The sequence below is a fragment of the Citrobacter sp. Cc139 genome, assembly GCF_030334645.1.
Lineage (GTDB): Bacteria > Pseudomonadota > Gammaproteobacteria > Enterobacterales > Enterobacteriaceae > Citrobacter > Citrobacter werkmanii.
Genome location: NZ_JAOWDM010000069.1, coordinates 257,178 through 276,990 on the forward strand (window position 1 = coordinate 257,178; position 19,813 = coordinate 276,990).

Sequence of the window (19,813 nt, forward strand, 5' to 3'; positions counted from 1 at the left end):
ACATAACGTGTATCAAGCCTTTGGCGGTTCCGTACGGGCAAAACTTTCGCGTTGAAAGAGCGTTTCCACCAGTTTGACCAGACGCGGGCGGTCCACACACCAGCCGGGCGCGACCCGACGGAAATTGAGATAGCCGACAGCGCAGGCAATCGCAATGGTGGCCAGGTTAACCGTATCCGTTTTCAGCGTACCGTCCGCCAGATAGCCTTCCAGCACATCCAGACTGCGGGTGATCTTCTCCCGCTGGCGTAACAACTCTGTTTCTGACTGCTGTGCGGCGGGGCGAGCCTGTTCGCGTACCGAGACTAAACCGGCATCCATAATGCCGTCTGCCAGCGCTTCCAACTGACGCACCTTCAGCGCCGCCAGCGGTTCACGCGGCAACATAGCTGGCGCAATATCCAGCAGCTCTATGTATTCCGCGATGATTGGAGAATCAAACCAATACTCGCCTTCATCAGTAACCAGCGCGGGCACTTTTCCTAACGGGTTATAGCGCGCCACGCCGCTATCCGCGTTGTAGGGGAGTTCATTTACAAATTCGAAGGTGATGCCCTTTTCCAGTAACAGAATAGAAATTTTACGCACAAAAGGGCTGGTATAGCTGCCAATGAGTTTCATGCCGGGTCCTTTTTGCCAACAAAAAGCTATGCCCAACGATTGGGGGGCACAGCTTAGTATGGCTCAGGTCAGCGCAAATGGCAGGTGATGACGGTCTCAATGATCCAAATAAAGGTAATGCATCCAACTGGTCATGCGCAGCAGCACTTTACGCATCACCGACACATGGGCGAAATGGTCGGAATAGACCGCCACCTGGGCATAGATACCGTCCGGCAGCGCATCTACCTCGGCATTCGGATCCAGTTCAATGGTTGCCATTACGCCATCGGTACCCGGTACTACTGTTAAGGATTGTAATGCCCCCTGCGCCTGATAAGAACCTCCCGGCACAACGGGAAGGATACTGGTCAGCTTGCCGCTAAACACCTGGCCTGGCAGCGCGTTGAATACCACTTCGGCTTCATCGCCCGGTTCAAGACGCAGCAGTGAATTCTGGCGGAATTGCGCCACGATTTGCCGTTTTTGTTCAGGAATAAATACCATCACGGGTCGCAGAGGCAACGCGGCGGCGTAAGTCCCCGGGCGAATAAGCACCTGCGTCACGTAACCGTTGCTGGGCGCACGCACAACGGTCTGCTCAAGATTATATTTGGCTTCGGCGAGCTGGGCGCGCAGGGAGGCGACCTGGGATTGCTCACCGTTGACCATACTGTCTAACTGGCTCTGAATCTGGGTCTGTTCCGCTACTGAGCCTTTTACCAGCGCATCCTGAGCCAGATAGTTCTGGCGAGCATTGTCGATATCACTTTCGGAAAACGGGTTAACCTTCGCCTGGCTACCCTTCAAATAGCGCTGATAATCTTTATACAGGCGGTCACGTTCAGCAGACACGCGAGTGGTATTAGCGACCGCTTCCGACAGTTGCGCTTTCAAATTGTCGATATTGTGGGTCGCGGTGACCAGGTCAGCCTGCAGCCGGTCAACTCGCGCCTGATAACGCACAGGATCGAGTTTAAATAACACTTCGCCTTTTTTAATCAGCTGATTATTTTTATCTGTTACCTCACTAACAATTCCTGTGACCTGTGGAGTGACGGGAATTGAAATAACCGCTTTTTGCGCCGTAAAGGTATACGGATGGTTATAGTTCATTAATAAGATGAGTCCCGCCACAATAAACACCCCACCTAATGCTGCGGTGGCAAGCGTCCACTGGTTTACCGGAATACGAAATATTTTAAAGATGGCCCAGGCGAATGCCACATAAGTCAGGACAATTAACAAATCCATGATTAAATCTCCGGAAAGGTGGAGTTATCGATTTTTTTATCCCCATCCAGCTTTTTTTCCAACTGGGCTATGCGCGCGGCCAGCACGGCGATTTCAGGGTCAGGTTCCTTTCCGGTCGGCGTGATGTGCGACTGCATCCCCCACCCCTTTTCGGGCTGGTAGAGCGTGGCCCAAATCCACAGGAACGGCCAAATAACATGCAACGTAAAAAGACTTACCCACCCTGCCGTATGGATAGCGTCGGCATGCGGATGGTTGCGCTTTTTAGCGATGTTATAGGGAATGTCATGGATGGCGATGATTCCGTAAAACAGAACCAGAAAAACGAAGATCAGCACGCCTAACGCGAAATAATTTAGAAACATACCTGCCTCGAATTCACGCTAATTAGAGTTTTTTTATGCCGGCAGCCGTACGCATCCTGGCTGATGCTTTGAACATAACCGCAGTTTGCGGTTTTCGCCATAACACAAAAATAATATTTTTTCTGGTTTTAAGTTGCTTTATCTGGCAAGAAAAATGTGAGCTCCAGAACCCGTCGCAGATCACATTTGGTTAAACCGAGACAAAAATACTTTGTGAATCACATCACAAAAATTCAACAAACAGCAAATACAAAAATGTGAATAAGATCACATTTAACCGCCATTTTTAGCGATTACTTGCACTGTGATGTTTTTTTGTACCGTTATTTTGTGATGAAAATCACATTAACCAACACCACACACCCTATATTTACGTGACCAATATCACATTAATGGCCGTCGACTGGACAGTTGAACGATTCAGTGCCAGATTTCGCAGTATCTACAGGGTCCGGCTACCTCCTGCCGCTACATTAACAAACCTCGGGCTTTCAGCCTGCGCGATAGCAAACATAAGAAGGGGTGTTTTTATGTCATCCGATATTAAGATCAAGGTGCAAAGCTTTGGTCGATTCCTCAGCAATATGGTGATGCCAAATATCGGCGCGTTTATCGCGTGGGGTATTATCACCGCATTATTCATTCCGACAGGGTGGTTGCCGAACGAAACGCTGGCGAAGCTGGTCGGTCCGATGATCACCTATCTGCTGCCGCTGCTGATCGGTTATACCGGTGGTAAGCTGGTGGGCGGCGAGCGTGGCGGCGTGGTTGGTGCTATCACCACCATGGGCGTTATCGTCGGCGCGGATATGCCGATGTTCCTTGGCTCCATGATCGCAGGCCCGCTGGGCGGCTACTGCATCAAAAAATTCGATAACTGGGTAGACGGTAAGATCAAATCCGGTTTTGAGATGCTGGTGAATAACTTCTCCGCAGGCATCATCGGTATGATCCTCGCCATCCTGGCTTTCCTCGGCATTGGTCCATTGGTTGAAGGTCTGTCCAAAATTCTGGCGGCAGGCGTTAACTTCATGGTTGTCCATGACATGCTGCCGCTGGCGTCTATCTTCGTTGAACCGGCAAAAATCCTGTTCCTCAACAACGCCATCAACCACGGTATTTTCTCACCGCTGGGTATTCAGCAGTCTCATGAGATGGGCAAATCCATCTTCTTCCTGATTGAAGCTAACCCAGGTCCGGGTATGGGCGTCCTGCTGGCGTACATGTTCTTTGGTCGCGGCAGCGCTAAGCAGTCTGCAGGCGGCGCGGCTATCATCCACTTCCTGGGCGGTATCCACGAAATTTACTTCCCGTACGTGCTGATGAACCCACGTCTGATTCTGGCCGTTATCCTTGGCGGTATGACTGGCGTATTCACCCTGACCATTCTGAACGGCGGTCTGGTTTCTCCGGCTTCTCCTGGCTCGATTCTGGCCGTGCTGGCGATGACGCCAAAAGGCGCTTACTTCGCAAACATCGCTGCTATCTGTGCCGCCATGGCGGTCTCCTTTGTGGTCTCAGCCATCCTGCTGAAAACCAGCAAAGTGAAAGAAGAAGACGATATTGATGCGGCGACCCGTCGTATGCAGGACATGAAAGCGGAATCTAAAGGCGCATCTCCGCTGGCGGCTGGCGACGTGACCAACGACCTGAGCCATGTACGTAAAATCATCGTGGCTTGCGATGCCGGTATGGGTTCCAGCGCCATGGGCGCAGGCGTACTGCGTAAGAAAGTGCAGGATGCCGGTCTGTCTCAGATTTCCGTCACCAACAGCGCGATTAACAATCTGCCGCCGGATGTGGATCTGGTCATTACCCACCGCGACCTGACTGAACGTGCGATGCGTCAGGTGCCTCAGGCACAGCACATCTCGCTGACTAACTTCCTCGACAGCGGTCTGTATACCAGCCTGACCGAACGTCTGGTCGCTGCACAGCGCCACAACGTGAACGAAGAGAAAGTCCGCGATCACCTGAAAGACAGCTTTGATGAGGGTGATACCCATCTGTTCAAACTGGGTGCGGAAAATATCTTCCTTGGCCGGAAAGCCTCTAACAAAGAAGAAGCGATTCGCTTTGCCGGTGAACAACTGATGAAAGGCGGCTATGTTGAGCCGGAATACGTCGATGCCATGCTGGACCGCGAAAAACTGACGCCGACTTACCTCGGTGAATCCATCGCAGTACCGCACGGTACGGTAGAAGCCAAAGACCGCGTGCTGAAAACCGGCGTGGTGTTCTGCCAGTACCCGGAAGGCGTACGCTTTGGTGAAGAAGAAGACGATATTGCCCGTCTGGTCATTGGTATCGCCGCACGTAACAATGAGCACATCCAGGTCATCACCAGCCTGACCAACGCGCTGGATGATGAATCCGTGATCGAACGTCTGGCCCATACCACCAGCGTGGATGAAGTTCTGGAACTGCTGGCAGGTCGTAAGTAAGCGTTATTGCCCGGTGGCGCTCACGCTTACCGGGCCTACAAAATCCTCTCCCTTGTGGAGAGGGTTAGGTTGAGGGGAAAGCTATGCGGTCCCTCACCCCAGCCCTCTTGGGTAAAAACATTAATGAAGGTTAATACTATGAAAGCATTACATTTTGGCGCAGGTAATATCGGTCGTGGCTTTATCGGCAAACTGCTGGCGGACGCGGGGATACAGCTGACGTTTGCAGATGTAAACCAGGTCGTGCTCGATGCCCTGAATGCCCGTCATAGCTATCAGGTTCATGTTGTGGGTGAAAACGAGCAGGTTGATACCGTTTCCGGCGTCAACGCCGTCAGCAGCATCGGCGATGATGTCGTCGATCTGATTGCCCACGTTGATTTAATCACTACTGCCGTAGGTCCGGTTGTGCTTGAGCGTATCGCTCCGGCCATCGCTAAAGGGCTGGTAAAACGCAAAGCGCAGGGCATCTCTACCCCGCTGAATATCATCGCCTGTGAAAACATGGTGCGCGGAACCACGCAGCTGAAAGGCCACGTCATGAACGCGCTGGCAGATGAAGACAAAGCCTGGGTTGAAGAACATGTTGGCTTTGTCGATTCCGCCGTGGATCGCATCGTGCCGCCATCTGCTTCTGCGACCAACGATCCGCTGGAAGTTACCGTCGAAACATTCAGCGAGTGGATTGTCGACCAAACGCAGTTCAAAGGCGAGCTGCCAAACATCCCGGGAATGGAATTAACTGATAACCTGATGGCATTTGTCGAACGTAAACTCTTCACGCTGAACACCGGGCATGCTATAACCGCGTACCTCGGAAAATTGACCGGTCATCAGACCATCCGTGACGCGATTCTCGACGAGAAAATCCGCACAGTGGTAAAAGGTGCAATGGAAGAGAGCGGCGCGGTACTGATCAAACGCTACGGTTTTGATGCCGATAAACACGCGGCTTATATCCAGAAGATCCTCGGTCGTTTTGAAAACCCGTATCTGAAAGATGATGTTGAGCGCGTTGGACGTCAGCCGCTGCGTAAACTGAGTGCAGGCGACCGTCTGATTAAACCGCTGCTGGGCACGCTGGAGTATGGTCTACCGCACGTTAATCTGGTTACCGGTATTGCTGCTGCAATGCATTACCGCAGTGAAGAAGATCCGCAGGCACAGGAACTGGCCGCGCTGATTGACGAAAAAGGTCCACAGGCCGCGCTGGCGCAGGTATCCGGTCTGGATGCCAACAGTGATGTGGTGGCGGAGGCGGTTAACGCATATAACGCGACCAAATGATAGAGAATGTGGCGCAGGTCAGCCTGCGCCCGAATGACAGATTGTCAGATATGCAGGCAATAATGGAACAAACGCAGGCCTTTGAAAATCGTGTGCTTGAGCGTCTGAATGCTGGCAAAACCGTACGCAGCTTCCTCATCACCGCCGTAGAACTGCTCACCGAGGCGGTGAATATCCTTGTGCTTCAGGTATTTCGCAAAGATGACTATGCGGTGAAATATGCCGTAGAACCGTTGCTCGACGGCGACGGTCCATTAGGCGATCTTTCGGTTCGTTTGAAGCTAATCTACGGTCTGGGCGTACTCAGCCGCCCGGAGTATGAAGATGCGGAGCTTCTGATGGCGCTGCGGGAAGAGCTGAATCACGACGGCAATGAGTATGCGTTTACCGACGACGAGATTCTTGGGCCGTTTGGCGAGCTTCACTGCGTGACGGCACTCCCGCCGCCGCCACAGTTTGATACCTCAGACTCAGGTTTGCACGCCATGCAAATCCAGCGCTACCAGCAAATGGTACGCTCCACGATGGTACTTTCCCTGACCGAGCTGATTTCTAAAATCAGCTTAAAAAAAGCCTTTCAAAAATAAGGCCATGCAGGCTTATTTCTCTTCCTGCTGCGGTCGATAAAGCTGTCGATAGTACGCCAGACGTTGCAGATACAGCTGCGCATTCTCCTGCGGTATTTCAGAAGGGACAACGTTGCGCGGCGGTGTTTTATTCAGATACTCGCGAAAAGCCTGGCTTGAGGCCATGAAATCAACAGTCTTATCAATAAGGACCGAAACATTCTCACCTATTTTCGCCATAATCTTCCCTCCTCCATGTATTAACCACGCTTAGCCTGCGCGGTTGATCATTTAAGTTTAGGATCGGTTGGACGATTATATTGAGGAAAACGTGCTTCGCTATCAACCCGCCAACAGAAAGCGCCATCGCCGATCTTATTGCTTAAAATTCCTTATTAATCAAAAGCGTAATATTATCATTAGCTGATTAATACTTGCGGCATTTGATTATTTACCTTCGATTTGTTGTGAAGAATCCCGCTCTGCGCGCATACTATAGGATATACATTCTATTTTTTATCAGAAGCTATCCTATGAAAGAAGTCGAAAAAAACGAAATTAAACGCCTGAGCGATCGCCTGGACGCTATCCGCCACCAGCAGGCTGACCTGTCGCTGGTTGAAGCCGCTGACAAATATGCCGAGCTGGAAAAAGAGAAAGAAACCCTGGAAGCCGAGATCGCGCGCCTGCGTGAAGTACACGGCCAGAAGCTGAGCAAAGAAGCACACAAGCTAACGAAACTTCCCTTTCGCCGCGCCATTACCAAAAAAGAACAGGCCGACATGGGCAAGCTGAAGAAAAGCGTGCGTGGTCTGATTGTCGTCCACCCGATGACCGAACTTGGTCGTGAAATGGGCCTGAAAGAGATGACGGGCTTCGCAAAAACCGAGTTCTGATCTCCTGCCGGGCAACATCCGTTTGCCCGGTCTTTCCCGCACCGCCAATTGGCCCTACCAATTATAACCAGATCCTACCATCACCTCACATTTCATTAAAAATAGCGTACAATACCGTTGCCAATAAATAACATCTGATTAACCATTCATTGTCATTACCCCTACACAACAATATTGGCAGGGCCACTTTTACACATAATGTGACGAAGAGATGAGCAAAGACTCATTTCATTATGTCTGAGGCCCCCAGGAGACCTGCAATGAATCTCTGGCAACAGAACTACGATCCAGCCGGTAACATCTGGCTTTCCAGTCTGATCGCATCGCTCCCAATCCTGTTCTTTTTCTTCGCCCTGATTAAGCTCAAGCTGAAAGGCTATGTTGCGGCGTCATGGACGGTGGTGATTGCTCTGGCTGTCGCCCTACTGTTCTACAAAATGCCGGTCGATCACGCTCTGGCCTCGGTGGTGTACGGCTTCTTTTATGGTCTGTGGCCGATTGCCTGGATAATCATCGCAGCGGTATTCGTCTATAAAATCTCGGTAAAAACCGGGCAGTTCGACATCATCCGTTCATCAATACTCTCCATTACCCCAGACCAGCGTCTGCAAATGCTGATCGTTGGTTTCTCCTTTGGGGCATTCCTTGAAGGTGCAGCTGGCTTTGGCGCGCCGGTCGCCATTACCGCCGCGCTGCTGGTGGGGCTTGGCTTTAACCCGCTGTATGCGGCGGGGTTGTGCCTGATCGTGAATACCGCGCCGGTCGCCTTTGGCGCAATGGGCATTCCGATTCTGGTTGCCGGCCAGGTTACCGGACTGGACAGCTTTGAGATTGGCCAGATGGTCGGTCGTCAGTTGCCGTTCCTGACGATTATCGTGCTGTTCTGGATTATGGCGATTATGGATGGCTGGCGCGGCGTGAAAGAAACCTGGCCTGCGGTAATGGTCGCTGGCGGCTCGTTTGCTATCGCCCAATACCTCAGCTCGAACTTTATTGGGCCGGAACTGCCGGACATTATCTCTTCGCTGGTCTCACTGGTATGTCTGACGCTGTTCCTGAAACGCTGGCAGCCGGTACGTATCTTCCGCTTCGGCGACATGGGCGCTTCGCAGGTCGATATGGACCTGTCGCGCACCCGCTACACTGCGGGGCAAATCATCCGCGCCTGGTCCCCATTCCTGTTCCTGACAGCCACCGTCACGCTGTGGAGCATACCACCGTTTAAAGCGCTGTTTGCGCCGGGTGGCGCAATGTACCACTGGGTAGTGAATGTTCCGGTTCCGTTCCTCGACAAGCTGGTAGCCCGCATGCCGCCGGTCGTACACGAAGCCACAGCCTACGCGGCAGTGTACAAATTTGACTGGTTCTCCGCGACCGGTACCGCGATTCTGTTTGCCGCCCTGCTGTCTATCGTCTGGCTGAAGATGAAGCCGTCCGCTGCGCTGCAGACCTTTGGCAACACGCTGAAAGATCTGGCGCTACCAATCTATTCCATCGGGATGGTGCTGGCATTCGCATTTATCTCTAACTACTCGGGGCTTTCATCAACCCTGGCGTTGGCCCTGGCGCACACTGGCAGCGCGTTTACTTTCTTCTCGCCGTTCCTCGGCTGGCTGGGGGTATTTCTGACCGGGTCCGATACCTCATCTAACGCCCTGTTTGCCGCCCTGCAGGCCACGGCGGCTCAGCAAATCGGCGTTTCGGATGTGCTGATGGTGGCGGCAAATACCACCGGCGGCGTGACCGGCAAGATGATCTCTCCACAGTCTATCGCTATCGCCTGTGCGGCAGTGGGATTAGTGGGGAAAGAGTCTGATCTGTTCCGCTTTACCGTGAAACATAGCCTGATTTTCACCTGCATGGTGGGAGTGATTACCACCCTGCAGGCCTATGTCTTAACCTGGATGATTCCATGATTGTGATGCCCAGACGCCTGTCCGACGAAGTCGCTTCTCGTGTGCGGGCGCTGATTGAAGAACAACAGCTGGAGGCGGGCATGAAGTTGCCCGCTGAGCGCCAGTTGGCTGTACAGCTCGGCGTATCGCGCAACTCGCTGCGCGAGGCGTTAGCAAAGCTGGTGAGTGAAGGCGTGTTAATCAGCCGTCGCGGCGGCGGGACGTTTGTTCGCTGGCAGCATGAAGCCTGGTCTGAACAAAACATCGTTCAGCCGCTGAAATCCTTGATGGCGGACGATCCTGATTACAGCTTCGATATTCTGGAAGCCCGCCACGCTATTGAAGCCAGTACCGCCTGGCACGCAGCCATGCGGGCCACCAGCGCCGACAAAGAGAAGATCAGACTCTGTTTCGAGGCCACGCAGAGCGAAGATCCGGATCTCGCTTCGCAAGCGGACGTGCGCTTTCATCTCGCCATTGCGGAAGCCTCGCATAACGTGGTGCTGTTACAGACCATGCGCGGTTTCTTCGACGTATTGCAGTCTTCGGTTAAACAGAGCCGCCAACGTATGTACCTTGTGCCGCCCGTATTTTCACAGCTTACAGAACAACATCAGGCCGTGCTGGACGCCATTGTCGCCGGTGATGCCGATGGCGCACGTAAGGCCATGATGGCGCACCTCAGCTTTGTCCACACCACGATTAAACAATTTGATGAAGATCAGGCCCGCCAGGCGCGTATCACCCGCCTGCCCGGTGACCCTGGTGAGAATAGCAGGGAGAACAACACATGATTATTTCAGCCGCCAGCGACTATCGCGCCGCCGCCCAACGTATTTTGCCCCCGTTCTTGTTCCACTACATTGACGGCGGCGCATATGCCGAGCGCACTCTGCGCCGTAACGTCGAAGACCTGTCGGAAGTGGCGCTGCGCCAGCGTGTGCTGAAGAATATGTCCGATCTGAGCCTCGAGACAAAGCTGTTCAACGAAACGCTCTCCATGCCCGTGGCCCTCGCGCCTGTCGGCCTGTGCGGAATGTATGCGCGTCGGGGAGAGGTGCAGGCCGCCGCTGCCGCTGACGCCAAAGGCATTCCGTTTACGCTTTCCACGGTTTCCGTATGTCCAATTGAAGAAGTCGCTCCGACCATCAAGCGTCCGATGTGGTTCCAGTTATATGTTCTGCGCGATCGTGGTTTTATGCGCAACGCGCTGGAACGCGCCAAAGCGGCGGGCTGCTCCACGTTGGTCTTTACCGTCGATATGCCTACGCCGGGCGCACGCTACCGTGACGCCCATTCCGGTATGAGCGGTCCCAATGCCGCGCTGCGTCGTTACTGGCAAGCGGTTACCCATCCGCAGTGGGCATGGGACGTGGGCCTGAATGGTCGCCCACATGACTTAGGCAATATCTCAACCTATCTTGGCAAACCTACCGGCCTTGAGGATTACATTGGCTGGCTGGCGAATAACTTCGATCCGTCAATTTCGTGGAAAGACCTTGAGTGGATCCGCGAATTCTGGGATGGTCCGATGGTGATCAAAGGGATCCTCGATCCGGAAGATGCCCGCGATGCCGTCCGTTTTGGCGCGGATGGCATTGTTGTTTCTAACCATGGTGGCCGCCAGTTAGATGGTGTGCTGTCTTCTGCTCGCGCGCTGCCCGCCATTGCCGATGCGGTGAAAGGCGATATCACTATTCTGGCAGACAGCGGGATCCGTAACGGTCTGGACGTTGTGCGCATGATTGCGCTGGGCGCGGATAGCGTGCTGCTGGGGCGTGCTTATCTGTACGCACTCGCAACCCACGGCCAGGCCGGTGTGGCAAACCTGTTGAACCTGATCGAGAAAGAGATGAAGGTGGCGATGACCTTAACCGGTGCGAAATCGATTAGCGAAATCAGCCGCGATTCACTGGTACAGGAGCTGGGTAAGAACCTGCCTGCTGCATTAGCGCCTCTGGCCCAGGGTAGCGCTGCGTAACACTCTCCCCCGTAAAATCGCGTTTTCTGCATGGTCGGCCTGTTCTCAGTCCGGCCATTTTTTATGCAAGAAATAACGACCAGTTAACATTTACAACCAATATATTTGACAACTTTTTATCCAACTGCCAAATGTATATACAAGCTAATACAAGGGCATTTTATACAGATACCCAAATAATTCGAGCTGCAGGAAGGCGGCAACGCAGCGAATCTCAGGAGCGTACATAAGTACGTGACTGGGGTGAGCGAGGAAAGCCAACGCACATGCAGCTTGAAGTATGACGGGTAGATAACAACCATCATAACGGGCGAGGGTGACATGGCTTATTCCGGTAAAGTGAATATCCAGCAGGCGATAGACGACAGTCCTTTTTCACGCTTTCATTGGGTGATTATTGTCCTGGGCTTTCTGGTGTTAGCCATTGACGGCTTCGATACGGCGGCGATGGGTTATATTGCGCCCACGCTCTCTGCTGACTGGGGCATCCAGAAGCAGGATCTCGGGCCTGTTTTAAGCGCCGCATTATTGGGTCTCTCATTTGGCGCATTATTAGCCGGACCGATTTCCGATCGGATGGGCCGTAAGCGCGTACTGGTGTTTTCCTGCCTGTTCTTTGGCCTCGCCAGTCTCGGCACCGCCTATGCACAGACGCTGAATATGTTAACGTTCTGGCGCTTCCTCACCGGGCTTGGACTCGGCGCAGCAATGCCCAATGCCATTACCCTGGTGTCAGAATTTGCGCCCAAACGCTGCCGTTCGATGGCAATAAACACCATGTATTGCGGCTTTCCATTAGGGGCCGCGGGCGGTGGCGTCATCTCGTCCTGGCTGATCCCCAACTACGGCTGGCACAGCGTGCTGCTCGCTGGCGCAATCGCCCCACTGACGCTCACCGTGCTGTTGGTGCTGTTCCTGCCGGAGTCGGTTAAGTATTTGGTGCACCGTGGCAAAAGCGTTGCGCAGGTGAAACGTATTGCCCAACGATTTATGTCAGGCAGTCTGGAACAAGTTACCCAGTTTTATCTGGATGAAGACAAGGTTACGGTCAAAAAAGGCAGCGTGGCGCAGTTGTTCAGTATGCCCTGGCTGCCTGGCACGCTGATGCTGTGGATGACCTACTTTATGGGACTGGTTATCTATTACGTACTGCTGAGCTGGATGCCCACTCTGATGTTGGGCATGGGCTATCCGCTGGCGGAATCGGCCTGGTTAACGTCGCTGTTTACCTTCGGCGGTACGGCCGGGATCCTGCTGGCCGGTTGGTTAATGGATCGCTGGGAAGCACATAAAGTGGTATCACTCGGCTTTATTCTGACGATGCTGTTTGCCCTCGCCCTCGGGTTTGAGCATAACCATATCATCCTGTTCGGCGCACTGATTTTCCTGATGGGGATTACCATGAACGGTGCACAGTCCGGGCTGCAGACGCTGGCCGCAACGTTCTATCCTACCCACTGCCGCGCGACGGGTATCGCGTGGATGCAGGGCGTGGGTCGATTCGGCGGCGTGGCCGGAACGATGATGAGCGCCCAGTTGCTTTCCCTGCAATGGCAGGCGGATAGTATCTTAATGTTCCTTAGCCTTCCCGCGCTGCTGGCTGCTGCGGCGACGATTTACAAGCTGCAACGCTATAAACCGCGCGCGCTGACCGTCGCATAGTACCCGCTGTTTCTGCTATTCTGCCCCCCGTTATTAAGGGGGCAGTATGCTTAACATCGTTTTATTCGAACCAGAAATCCCGCCAAATACCGGCAATATTATCCGTCTTTGCGCCAATACTGGCTTTCGTCTGCATATTATTGAGCCAATGGGCTTTACCTGGGACGACAAGCGCCTGCGTCGCGCAGGCCTGGATTACCATGAATTTACCGCCGTGCTGCGCCACCCTGATTACGCCGCCTTCGTCGCCGCAGAAAACCCGCAGCGTCTGTTTGCCCTGACCACCAAAGGTACGCCAGCGCACAGCGCAGTAAGTTATCAGGATGGGGATTATCTTATGTTTGGCCCGGAAACACGCGGTCTGCCAGCCAGTATCCTCGACGCTCTGCCGGCCGAACAAAAAATTCGTATTCCGATGATGCCGGACAGTCGTAGCATGAACCTGTCAAATGCGGTGTCGGTGGTGGTGTATGAAGCCTGGCGCCAGCTGGGATATCCCGGCGCGGTATTACGCAGTTAATTTGTGTCGGATGGCGGCTGACGCCTTATCCGGCCTACAAATCCCACGTAGGCCCGGTAAACGCAGCGCCACCGGGCATGGCTCGAAATCAGATGCCATCGCCGTATTCGAACGTATGATGTATCCCATTGAAATGCTGATCCATATCCATGGACGGCTTATCGCTGTCAGGCTTGCCGACAATGCGTGCCGGGACGCCTGCGGCGGTAGTATGTGGCGGTACGGGTTGTAAAACGACAGAACCCGCGCCAATCTTCGCGCCGCGCCCGACTTCAATGTTGCCGAGAATTTTCGCGCCCGCGCCAATCATCACCCCTTCACGAATTTTTGGATGACGATCGCCGCCCGCTTTACCGGTCCCGCCAAGCGTAACGGATTGCAAAATAGAGACGTCATTTTCAATCACGGCGGTTTCACCCACCACAATACCGGTGGCGTGATCGAGCATAATCCCACGGCCAATTTTTGCCGCCGGATGAATATCTACCTGGAAAGAAACAGATACCTGATTTTGCAGGAAGATTGCCAGCGCCTGACGCCCCTGATGCCATAGCCAGTGGCCGATGCGGTAGGCCTGAAGCGCATGAAAGCCCTTCAGATACAGAAGTGGGGTGGAATATTTGTCGACGGCCGGGTCGCGCGTGCGTACCGCCTGGATATCACAAGCCGCCGAAGCAATCATTTCGGGATCGGCCGCGTAGGCCTCTTCCACAACTTCGCGAATCGCAATGGCAGGCATGATTGGAGACGCGAGCTTATTCGCCAGCATATAGCTCAGCGCGCTACCGAGGTTTTCATGCTTGAGCAGCGTTGCGTGGTAAAAACTGGCCAGCATAGGCTCACATTCCGCCAGTGCCCGGGCTTCCGCTTTAATGTTTTTCCAGACGATATCCAGTTCTTCACACGGCATTGCGTACTCCAGAAGGTAGCAAAACGACCGACCCGTTCTTCGCGGGTCGGGTCGCTATATTCAACAGTTCCTTACAGCTAGTGGCGGCTCAGCTCATCCTTGCGTGCACGGCCTAATAACGTTAATGCTGCCTCGCGCGCATTTTTTCCGCAATACAATACTTGATAAATTTCCTCGGTTATTGGCATCTCAACACCAAAACGGTGCGCCAATTCACGAACTTCTTTCGTATTACGGTAACCTTCCACCACCTGACCAATCTTGTCCTGCGCGCCCTGCACGTCCATCCCCTGGCCAAGCATCATGCCAAAACGACGGTTACGCGACTGGTTGTCGGTACAGGTCAGCACCAGATCGCCTAAACCCGCCATCCCCATAAAGGTGGCAGGATCGGCACCCAGCGCCGCGCCAAGACGCGACATTTCGGTCAGTCCACGGGTGATCAATGCGGTTCGCGCATTGGCGCCAAAACCGATGCCGTCGGACATTCCCGCGCCAATCGCAATGACGTTTTTCACCGCGCCGCCAAGCTGCACGCCAATGAAATCCGGGTTGCTATAAACGCGGAAGCTTTTGCCGCAGTGCAACAACTGCTGGAGATCGTCAGCAAAGGTGTCGTCCGTCGAGGCCAGAGAAATCGCCGTCGGCATACCCGCCGCCAGCTCTTTGGCGAACGTCGGGCCGGAGATGACCGCCAGCGGAATAGAATCCCCCAGCGCTTCACGCGCCACATCCTGCAACAGACGCCCTGTTTCCGCTTCCAGACCTTTTGTCGCCCAGACCAGACGCGCATCAGGACGCATCAACGGTTTGATGTTACGCAGCACTTCGCCAAAGACGTGGCTCGGCACCACCACCAGAATATTACGGCTGGCGGCCAGCGCAGTGGCTAAGTCACTTTCCAGGTGCAGCGTGTCGGGAAAAGGCACATCAGGGAGGAACGCGACGTTGCAGCGATCGTGCTCAAGGGTCGCGATATGTTTTGGATCATGGCCCCACAGGACAACCTGATGGCCATTTCTTGCCAGGGTAATGGCAAGAGCGGTGCCGTACGAGCCGGCACCAATCACAGTCATTGAAGCATTACTTTGGTTCATCAGGCATCCTGATGTTCTTCAGTACCTTCGCCAGCCTGCTGCTGTAAATAGTTCATGAACAGCGCATCAAAGTTGACCGGCGCAAGGTTCAGTTGCGGGAACGTACCGCGTGAAACCAGGCTAGTGATGCATTCGCGGGCATACGGGAACAGAATGTTCGGGCAGTATGCGCCGAGGCAATGCGCCATCTGAGTCCCTTCGATACCGCTGATGGAGAAAATACCGCCCTGCTGAACTTCACACAGGAACGCCGTTTCTTCGCCAAGAGCAGCTGTTACGGTGACACGCAGCACGACTTCATACACGTCATCTGCCAGTTGGGTAGATGCGGTATCAAGATCAAGTTTAACCTCTGGCTGCCAATCTTTCTGGAAAACATGCGGTGCATTTGGCGCTTCGAAAGATACATCCTTGGTATAGATACGTTGGATCTGGAAAGCCATTTCAGTGTTATTTTGTTCTGACATGTTTAGAAAACCCTTAGTGTTGTCCTTTAAATACTTTCAGTACGCCTTATCGCAGCAGGGGATCCAGTCCACCACGCGCATCCAACGCATACAAGTCGTCACAACCGCCAATGTGCTGTGCATCAATAAAAATCTGCGGAACCGTCGTACGGCCACTGCGTTTGATCATCTCTTCACGCTTTACGGCATCGCCGTCAATCGGAAGTTCCTGGAAACTCACACCCTTGCTGTTCAACAGCGCTTTTGCACGATGGCAAAACGGGCAGGTTGCTTTGGTGTAGATCTCAATATTGGCCATGACTTATCTCCAGTGTTCTTTTTACCCTGCGGCATGAAAGAAGACGGGTAAATTACTTGCCGCGAACCAGTGGCAGATTCTCACCACTCCAGCCCGCTACGCCGTCTTTCAGTACGGATACCTGCTCAAAACCGGCTTTAATCAGCGCAGTTGCTGAATCCTGGCACTGCATGCCTGAACCATCAACCACAATCACAGGTTTGTTTTTGTGTTTTTCAAGCTCGCCAAAATTGTTGGCTTTGATTTCGCTCGGCAGCAGGTTAGTGGAGCCTGCGATATGGCCTTTGCGGAAGTCGTCGCGCTGGCGTAAATCCACAACAACGGCGTCTTCTTTATTGATGAGACGTGTAGCTTCGCCGCGAGTAATCACCTTCACTTTTGAGGTCAGGCTCTTAAACGTGGTAAATAATACAGCCGCCAGTAACGCAATCCAGGCGATACTCAAGACAGGGTGGCGACTAACAAATTGCATAATTTCTTGCATGGGGGGTAACAACTCCCGACTAGTGATTAAAAAAACCAGGAAAGGAGTATACCTGCGCGTTGGCGCAAATACAGCCAGAGCGTGCATTGGATTGCATTTTTGCGGGGCGCTACGGAAAAAAAAATGTAAATCGGTGTTCCCCCTGGCACGCGATCCCCCATTATTTGATCTTCGGGGGCGACTTTATCGATTCAGCTGTAGTAAAATTACGCAATTATTTTTTATCTATTGAGTGTGAGGTTGTCGCAATGTCGGTTTCTAAAAAACCTATGGTACTGGTGATTCTGGATGGCTACGGCTATCGCGAAGACAGCCAGGATAACGCCATTTTTACTGCTAAAACCCCGGTAATGGATGCGCTGTGGGCAAAACGTCCGCATACCCTGATTGATGCGTCTGGTCTGGAAGTCGGCCTGCCCGATCGCCAGATGGGCAACTCCGAAGTGGGTCACGTCAACCTGGGCGCGGGCCGTATCGTGTATCAGGACCTTACCCGTCTGGATGTCGAAATCAAAGAGCGTACGTTCTTCGCTAACCCGGTGCTGACCCACGCGGTCGACCAGGCAAAAAATGCCGGAAAAGCGGTACACATCATGGGTCTGCTTTCTGCTGGCGGCGTTCATAGCCACGAAGATCACATCATGGCGATGGTAGAACTGGCCGCTGAACGCGGTGCGGAAAAAATCTATCTGCACGCTTTCCTTGATGGTCGTGATACCCCGCCGCGCAGCGCTGAACATTCCCTGCAGAAATTCGAAGAGAAATTTGCCGCGCTGGGCAAAGGTCGCGTAGCCTCCATCATCGGTCGTTACTACGCTATGGACCGCGACAACCGTTGGGATCGCGTAGAACAGGCTTACGATCTGATGACGCTGGCGAAGGGCGAGTTCCAGTTCGCTACGGCGGTTGAAGGCCTGCAGGCTGCTTATGCCCGCGACGAGAACGACGAATTCGTCAAAGCGACCGTGATCCGTGCCGAAGGTCAGGCAGAAGCTGCTATGGAAGACGGCGATACGCTGATTTTCATGAACTTCCGTGCTGACCGTGCGCGTGAAATCACTCGCGCATTCGTTAACGCTGACTTCGATGGCTTCGCCCGTAAGAAAGTCGTTAACCTCAACTTTGTGATGCTGACGGAATACGCGGCCGACATCAAAACTGCGGTGGCTTACCCACCAGCATCTCTGGCCAACACCTTCGGCGAGTGGATGGCGAAGAACGAAAAAACGCAGCTGCGTATTTCCGAAACCGAAAAATATGCGCACGTAACCTTCTTCTTCAACGGCGGCGTAGAAGAGCCGTTCACAGGCGAAGACCGTATCCTGATCAACTCGCCGAAAGTCGCGACCTACGATCTGCAGCCGGAAATGAGCTCTGCTGAACTGACCGAGAAGCTGGTTGCAGCGATTGAGAGCGGTAAATACGACACCATCATTTGTAACTATCCGAACGGCGACATGGTTGGCCACACCGGCGTGATGGAAGCAGCGGTTAAAGCGGTTGAAGCGCTGGACCATTGCGTTGAGCAGGTAGCGAAAGCCGTTGAATCCGTTGGCGGACAGTTGCTGATCACCGCAGACCACGGTAACGCAGAGCAAATGCGCGATCCGTCTACTGGTCAGGCGCATACCGCGCATACCAACCTGCCGGTTCCGCTGATTTATGTCGGTGGTAAAAACGTTAAAGCGGTCGAAGGCGGTAAACTTTCAGATATCGCCCCAACGATGCTGACGCTGATGGGTATGGAAATCCCGCAAGAGATGACTGGTAAGCCGCTGTTCATCGTGGAATAATCCCTCTCCATGAGGGGAAAGGCGATTAATACCATCACTCGGGCCGTGAAACTGCCAAAGTTTTCAGTCAGGCCCTTGTTCTACGCCAGCGCGCTTAGCGCTGGCGTATTGCTGTGCGCCTTTTCCGCCCACGCGGACGAACGCGATCAGCTCAAATCTATTCAGGCCGATATCGCGGCAAAAGAACGCGCGGTACGCCAACAGCAACAACAACGTTCCACTCTCCTCGCTCAGCTTAAAGCTCAGGAGCAGGCCATCGCCGTCGCCGCAAGGCAACTGCGCGAAACGCAAAACTCACTGGCACAGCTGAACGCACAAATCGCTGAGATGAACGCCGCGCTCGCGAAGCTGGAAAAACAGCGGGCAGCGCAAGAGCGCAGCCTGGCAGCCCAGTTAGACGCCGCGTTTCGCCAGGGTGAACACACCGGTCTTCAGCTCATCCTTAGCGGCGAAGAAAGCCAGCGCGGACAGCGTCTGCAGGCCTATTTCGGCTACCTGAACCAGGCGCGGCAAGAAACTATCGCGCAGCTGAAACAAACCCGCGAAGAGGTCGACTCACAAAAAGCCGAGCTGGAAGATAAGCAGAGCGAACAGCAGACCCTGCTGTACGAACAACGCGCTCAGCAGGCTAAGCTGGAGCAGGCGCGTAACGAACGTCAGAAAACACTGTCGGGTCTGGAGTCATCGATTCAACAGGGCCAGCAGCAACTGGGCGAAATGCGCGCTAACGAATCCCGTCTACGCAACAGCATTGCTCGCGCTGAAGCCGCGGCCAAAGCGCGCGCGGAACGTGAAGCGCGCGAGGCGCAGGCCGTACGTGATAAGCAGAAGGATGCGTCACGAAAAGGCTCGACCTACAAGCCGACCGAAAGTGAAAAATCCCTGATGTCCCGTACCGGCGGCCTGGGATCGCCGCGCGGCCAGGCATTCTGGCCTGTTCGCGGCCCAACGCTGCATCGTTATGGCGAACAACTGCAAGGTGAGCTACGTTGGAAGGGTATGGTTATTGGCGCATCCGAAGGCACCGAAGTTAAAGCCATTGCCGATGGTCGCGTCATTCTGGCGGACTGGTTGCAGGGCTATGGTCTGGTCGTCGTGGTTGAGCACGGTAAAGGCGATATGAGCCTGTACGGTTATAACCAGAGCGCGTTGGTCAGCGTCGGTACGCAGGTTCGCGCCGGGCAGCCTATTGCGCTTGTGGGTAGCAGCGGCGGTCAGGGCAGGCCGGCACTCTATTTCGAAATTCGTCGCCAGGGTCAGGCGGTCAATCCACAGCCGTGGTTGGGAAGATAAG

20 protein-coding genes are annotated in these 19,813 nt (G+C 53.8%); 11 read left to right on the forward strand and 9 right to left on the reverse strand.

Annotation, left to right across the window (positions count from 1 at the left end):
* Window positions 1-12 precede the first annotated feature (12 nt).
* The 3 genes from OGV69_RS05865 to OGV69_RS05875 all read right to left on the reverse strand — a co-directional run bounded on the left by OGV69_RS05865 (window position 13) and on the right by OGV69_RS05875 (window position 2,219).
* On the reverse strand, window positions 13-621 hold the full coding sequence (locus OGV69_RS05865; protein ID WP_006687581.1) for a glutathione S-transferase: 609 nt from the start codon (window positions 619-621) through the stop codon (window positions 13-15).
* 96 nt (window positions 622-717) lie between these two features.
* Complete coding sequence (locus tag OGV69_RS05870) at window positions 718-1,854, reverse strand: HlyD family secretion protein (protein ID WP_038635278.1); 1,137 nt, start codon at window positions 1,852-1,854, stop codon at window positions 718-720.
* A gap of 2 nt (window positions 1,855-1,856) precedes the next feature.
* The gene (locus OGV69_RS05875) at window positions 1,857-2,219 is read right to left on the reverse strand and encodes a DUF3302 domain-containing protein (RefSeq protein WP_069323722.1); all 363 of its coding nucleotides are present in this window, start codon (window positions 2,217-2,219) and stop codon (window positions 1,857-1,859) included.
* Between the two features lie 530 nt (window positions 2,220-2,749).
* On the opposite strand from OGV69_RS05875, the gene mtlA reads away from it, so the two are divergent.
* The 3 genes from mtlA (at window position 2,750) to mtlR (ending at window position 6,537) form a co-directional block, all read left to right on the forward strand.
* Window positions 2,750-4,663, forward strand: a complete 1,914-nt coding sequence (gene mtlA / locus OGV69_RS05880; RefSeq protein ID WP_069323721.1) for a PTS mannitol transporter subunit IICBA — start codon at window positions 2,750-2,752, stop codon at window positions 4,661-4,663.
* 138 nt (window positions 4,664-4,801) lie between these two features.
* Window positions 4,802-5,950: a mannitol-1-phosphate 5-dehydrogenase gene (mtlD, locus tag OGV69_RS05885; RefSeq protein ID WP_069323720.1), complete on the forward strand. Its 1,149-nt coding sequence runs from the start codon at window positions 4,802-4,804 to the stop codon at window positions 5,948-5,950.
* A complete protein-coding gene (mtlR, locus tag OGV69_RS05890; RefSeq protein ID WP_005120486.1) occupies window positions 5,947-6,537 on the forward strand; it encodes a mannitol operon repressor MtlR in 591 nt (196 codons plus the stop codon). Before mtlD ends, mtlR begins: the two co-directional genes overlap by 4 nt.
* A gap of 12 nt (window positions 6,538-6,549) precedes the next feature.
* Here the strand turns inward: mtlR and OGV69_RS05895 are convergent, their stop codons facing one another.
* Entirely contained in the window at window positions 6,550-6,756 is a 207-nt protein-coding gene (locus tag OGV69_RS05895) for a hypothetical protein (protein WP_003827334.1), read from the reverse strand.
* Between the two features lie 293 nt (window positions 6,757-7,049).
* Between OGV69_RS05895 and OGV69_RS05900 the strand changes: the two genes are divergently transcribed.
* The 6 genes from OGV69_RS05900 (at window position 7,050) to trmL (ending at window position 13,470) form a co-directional block, all read left to right on the forward strand.
* Entirely contained in the window at window positions 7,050-7,412 is a 363-nt protein-coding gene (locus tag OGV69_RS05900; protein WP_038635293.1) for a YibL family ribosome-associated protein, read from the forward strand.
* 260 nt (window positions 7,413-7,672) lie between these two features.
* Window positions 7,673-9,328 (forward strand): L-lactate permease, encoded by a 1,656-nt coding sequence (lldP, locus tag OGV69_RS05905; protein ID WP_038635296.1) that lies wholly within the window; start codon window positions 7,673-7,675, stop codon window positions 9,326-9,328.
* The gene (gene lldR / locus OGV69_RS05910) at window positions 9,325-10,101 is read left to right on the forward strand and encodes a transcriptional regulator LldR (protein ID WP_006687599.1); all 777 of its coding nucleotides are present in this window, start codon (window positions 9,325-9,327) and stop codon (window positions 10,099-10,101) included. Before lldP ends, lldR begins: the two co-directional genes overlap by 4 nt.
* Window positions 10,098-11,288, forward strand: coding sequence for an FMN-dependent L-lactate dehydrogenase LldD (gene lldD / locus OGV69_RS05915; RefSeq protein WP_038635300.1), 1,191 nt, complete (start codon window positions 10,098-10,100; stop codon window positions 11,286-11,288). The genes lldR and lldD overlap by 4 nt, the downstream gene beginning before the upstream one ends.
* Before the next feature lie 321 nt (window positions 11,289-11,609).
* On the forward strand, window positions 11,610-12,950 hold the full coding sequence (locus tag OGV69_RS05920; protein ID WP_038635303.1) for an MFS transporter: 1,341 nt from the start codon (window positions 11,610-11,612) through the stop codon (window positions 12,948-12,950).
* Window positions 12,951-12,996: 46 nt separating this feature from the next.
* A complete protein-coding gene (gene trmL / locus OGV69_RS05925) occupies window positions 12,997-13,470 on the forward strand; it encodes a tRNA (uridine(34)/cytosine(34)/5-carboxymethylaminomethyluridine(34)-2'-O)-methyltransferase TrmL (RefSeq protein ID WP_003827329.1) in 474 nt (157 codons plus the stop codon).
* A gap of 88 nt (window positions 13,471-13,558) precedes the next feature.
* On the opposite strand, the gene cysE is transcribed toward trmL, so the two are convergent.
* From cysE to OGV69_RS05950, 5 genes are all read right to left on the reverse strand, one after another.
* The gene (gene cysE / locus OGV69_RS05930; RefSeq protein ID WP_016154965.1) at window positions 13,559-14,380 is read right to left on the reverse strand and encodes a serine O-acetyltransferase; all 822 of its coding nucleotides are present in this window, start codon (window positions 14,378-14,380) and stop codon (window positions 13,559-13,561) included.
* A 77-nt stretch (window positions 14,381-14,457) separates the two neighbouring features.
* The gene (gene gpsA / locus OGV69_RS05935; protein WP_069323719.1) at window positions 14,458-15,477 is read right to left on the reverse strand and encodes an NAD(P)H-dependent glycerol-3-phosphate dehydrogenase; all 1,020 of its coding nucleotides are present in this window, start codon (window positions 15,475-15,477) and stop codon (window positions 14,458-14,460) included.
* Window positions 15,477-15,944 (reverse strand): protein-export chaperone SecB, encoded by a 468-nt coding sequence (gene secB / locus OGV69_RS05940; RefSeq protein WP_038635313.1) that lies wholly within the window; start codon window positions 15,942-15,944, stop codon window positions 15,477-15,479. The genes gpsA and secB overlap by 1 nt, the downstream gene beginning before the upstream one ends.
* A 46-nt stretch (window positions 15,945-15,990) precedes the next feature.
* Entirely contained in the window at window positions 15,991-16,242 is a 252-nt protein-coding gene (gene grxC, locus OGV69_RS05945; RefSeq protein WP_003024152.1) for a glutaredoxin 3, read from the reverse strand.
* 52 nt (window positions 16,243-16,294) lie between these two features.
* Window positions 16,295-16,726 carry a rhodanese-like domain-containing protein gene (locus OGV69_RS05950; RefSeq protein ID WP_003024148.1) on the reverse strand — a complete coding sequence of 144 codons (432 nt, stop codon included), beginning with the start codon at window positions 16,724-16,726 and terminating at the stop codon, window positions 16,295-16,297.
* Window positions 16,727-16,974: 248 nt separating this feature from the next.
* Between OGV69_RS05950 and gpmM the strand changes: the two genes are divergently transcribed.
* Together gpmM and envC are read left to right on the forward strand one after the other, a co-directional pair.
* Window positions 16,975-18,519 carry a 2,3-bisphosphoglycerate-independent phosphoglycerate mutase gene (gene gpmM / locus OGV69_RS05955; RefSeq protein WP_069323718.1) on the forward strand — a complete coding sequence of 515 codons (1,545 nt, stop codon included), beginning with the start codon at window positions 16,975-16,977 and terminating at the stop codon, window positions 18,517-18,519.
* 33 nt (window positions 18,520-18,552) lie between these two features.
* Complete coding sequence (envC, locus tag OGV69_RS05960; RefSeq protein ID WP_233638112.1) at window positions 18,553-19,812, forward strand: murein hydrolase activator EnvC; 1,260 nt, start codon at window positions 18,553-18,555, stop codon at window positions 19,810-19,812.
* The last annotated feature ends 1 nt before the right edge of the window (window position 19,813 follow it).

Bases quoted from the DNA above. Each gene is read 5' to 3' on its own strand.
- OGV69_RS05950 (WP_003024148.1), bottom strand. From the start codon at position 16,726: ATGCAAGAAATTATGCAATTTGTTAGTCGCCACCCTGTCTTGAGTATC.
- gpsA (WP_069323719.1), bottom strand. From the start codon at position 15,477: ATGAACCAAAGTAATGCTTCAATGACTGTGATTGGTGCCGGCTCGTAC.
- mtlD (WP_069323720.1), top strand. From the start codon at position 4,802: ATGAAAGCATTACATTTTGGCGCAGGTAATATCGGTCGTGGCTTTATC.
- cysE (WP_016154965.1), bottom strand. From the start codon at position 14,380: ATGCCGTGTGAAGAACTGGATATCGTCTGGAAAAACATTAAAGCGGAA.
- mtlR (WP_005120486.1), top strand. From the start codon at position 5,947: ATGATAGAGAATGTGGCGCAGGTCAGCCTGCGCCCGAATGACAGATTG.
- secB (WP_038635313.1), bottom strand. From the start codon at position 15,944: ATGTCAGAACAAAATAACACTGAAATGGCTTTCCAGATCCAACGTATC.
- OGV69_RS05870 (WP_038635278.1), bottom strand. From the start codon at position 1,854: ATGGATTTGTTAATTGTCCTGACTTATGTGGCATTCGCCTGGGCCATC.
- mtlA (WP_069323721.1), top strand. From the start codon at position 2,750: ATGTCATCCGATATTAAGATCAAGGTGCAAAGCTTTGGTCGATTCCTC.
- trmL (WP_003827329.1), top strand. From the start codon at position 12,997: ATGCTTAACATCGTTTTATTCGAACCAGAAATCCCGCCAAATACCGGC.
- OGV69_RS05865 (WP_006687581.1), bottom strand. From the start codon at position 621: ATGAAACTCATTGGCAGCTATACCAGCCCTTTTGTGCGTAAAATTTCT.
- OGV69_RS05920 (WP_038635303.1), top strand. From the start codon at position 11,610: ATGGCTTATTCCGGTAAAGTGAATATCCAGCAGGCGATAGACGACAGT.
- gpmM (WP_069323718.1), top strand. From the start codon at position 16,975: ATGTCGGTTTCTAAAAAACCTATGGTACTGGTGATTCTGGATGGCTAC.
- lldP (WP_038635296.1), top strand. From the start codon at position 7,673: ATGAATCTCTGGCAACAGAACTACGATCCAGCCGGTAACATCTGGCTT.
- OGV69_RS05895 (WP_003827334.1), bottom strand. From the start codon at position 6,756: ATGGCGAAAATAGGTGAGAATGTTTCGGTCCTTATTGATAAGACTGTT.
- grxC (WP_003024152.1), bottom strand. From the start codon at position 16,242: ATGGCCAATATTGAGATCTACACCAAAGCAACCTGCCCGTTTTGCCAT.
- OGV69_RS05900 (WP_038635293.1), top strand. From the start codon at position 7,050: ATGAAAGAAGTCGAAAAAAACGAAATTAAACGCCTGAGCGATCGCCTG.
- lldR (WP_006687599.1), top strand. From the start codon at position 9,325: ATGATTGTGATGCCCAGACGCCTGTCCGACGAAGTCGCTTCTCGTGTG.
- lldD (WP_038635300.1), top strand. From the start codon at position 10,098: ATGATTATTTCAGCCGCCAGCGACTATCGCGCCGCCGCCCAACGTATT.
- OGV69_RS05875 (WP_069323722.1), bottom strand. From the start codon at position 2,219: ATGTTTCTAAATTATTTCGCGTTAGGCGTGCTGATCTTCGTTTTTCTG.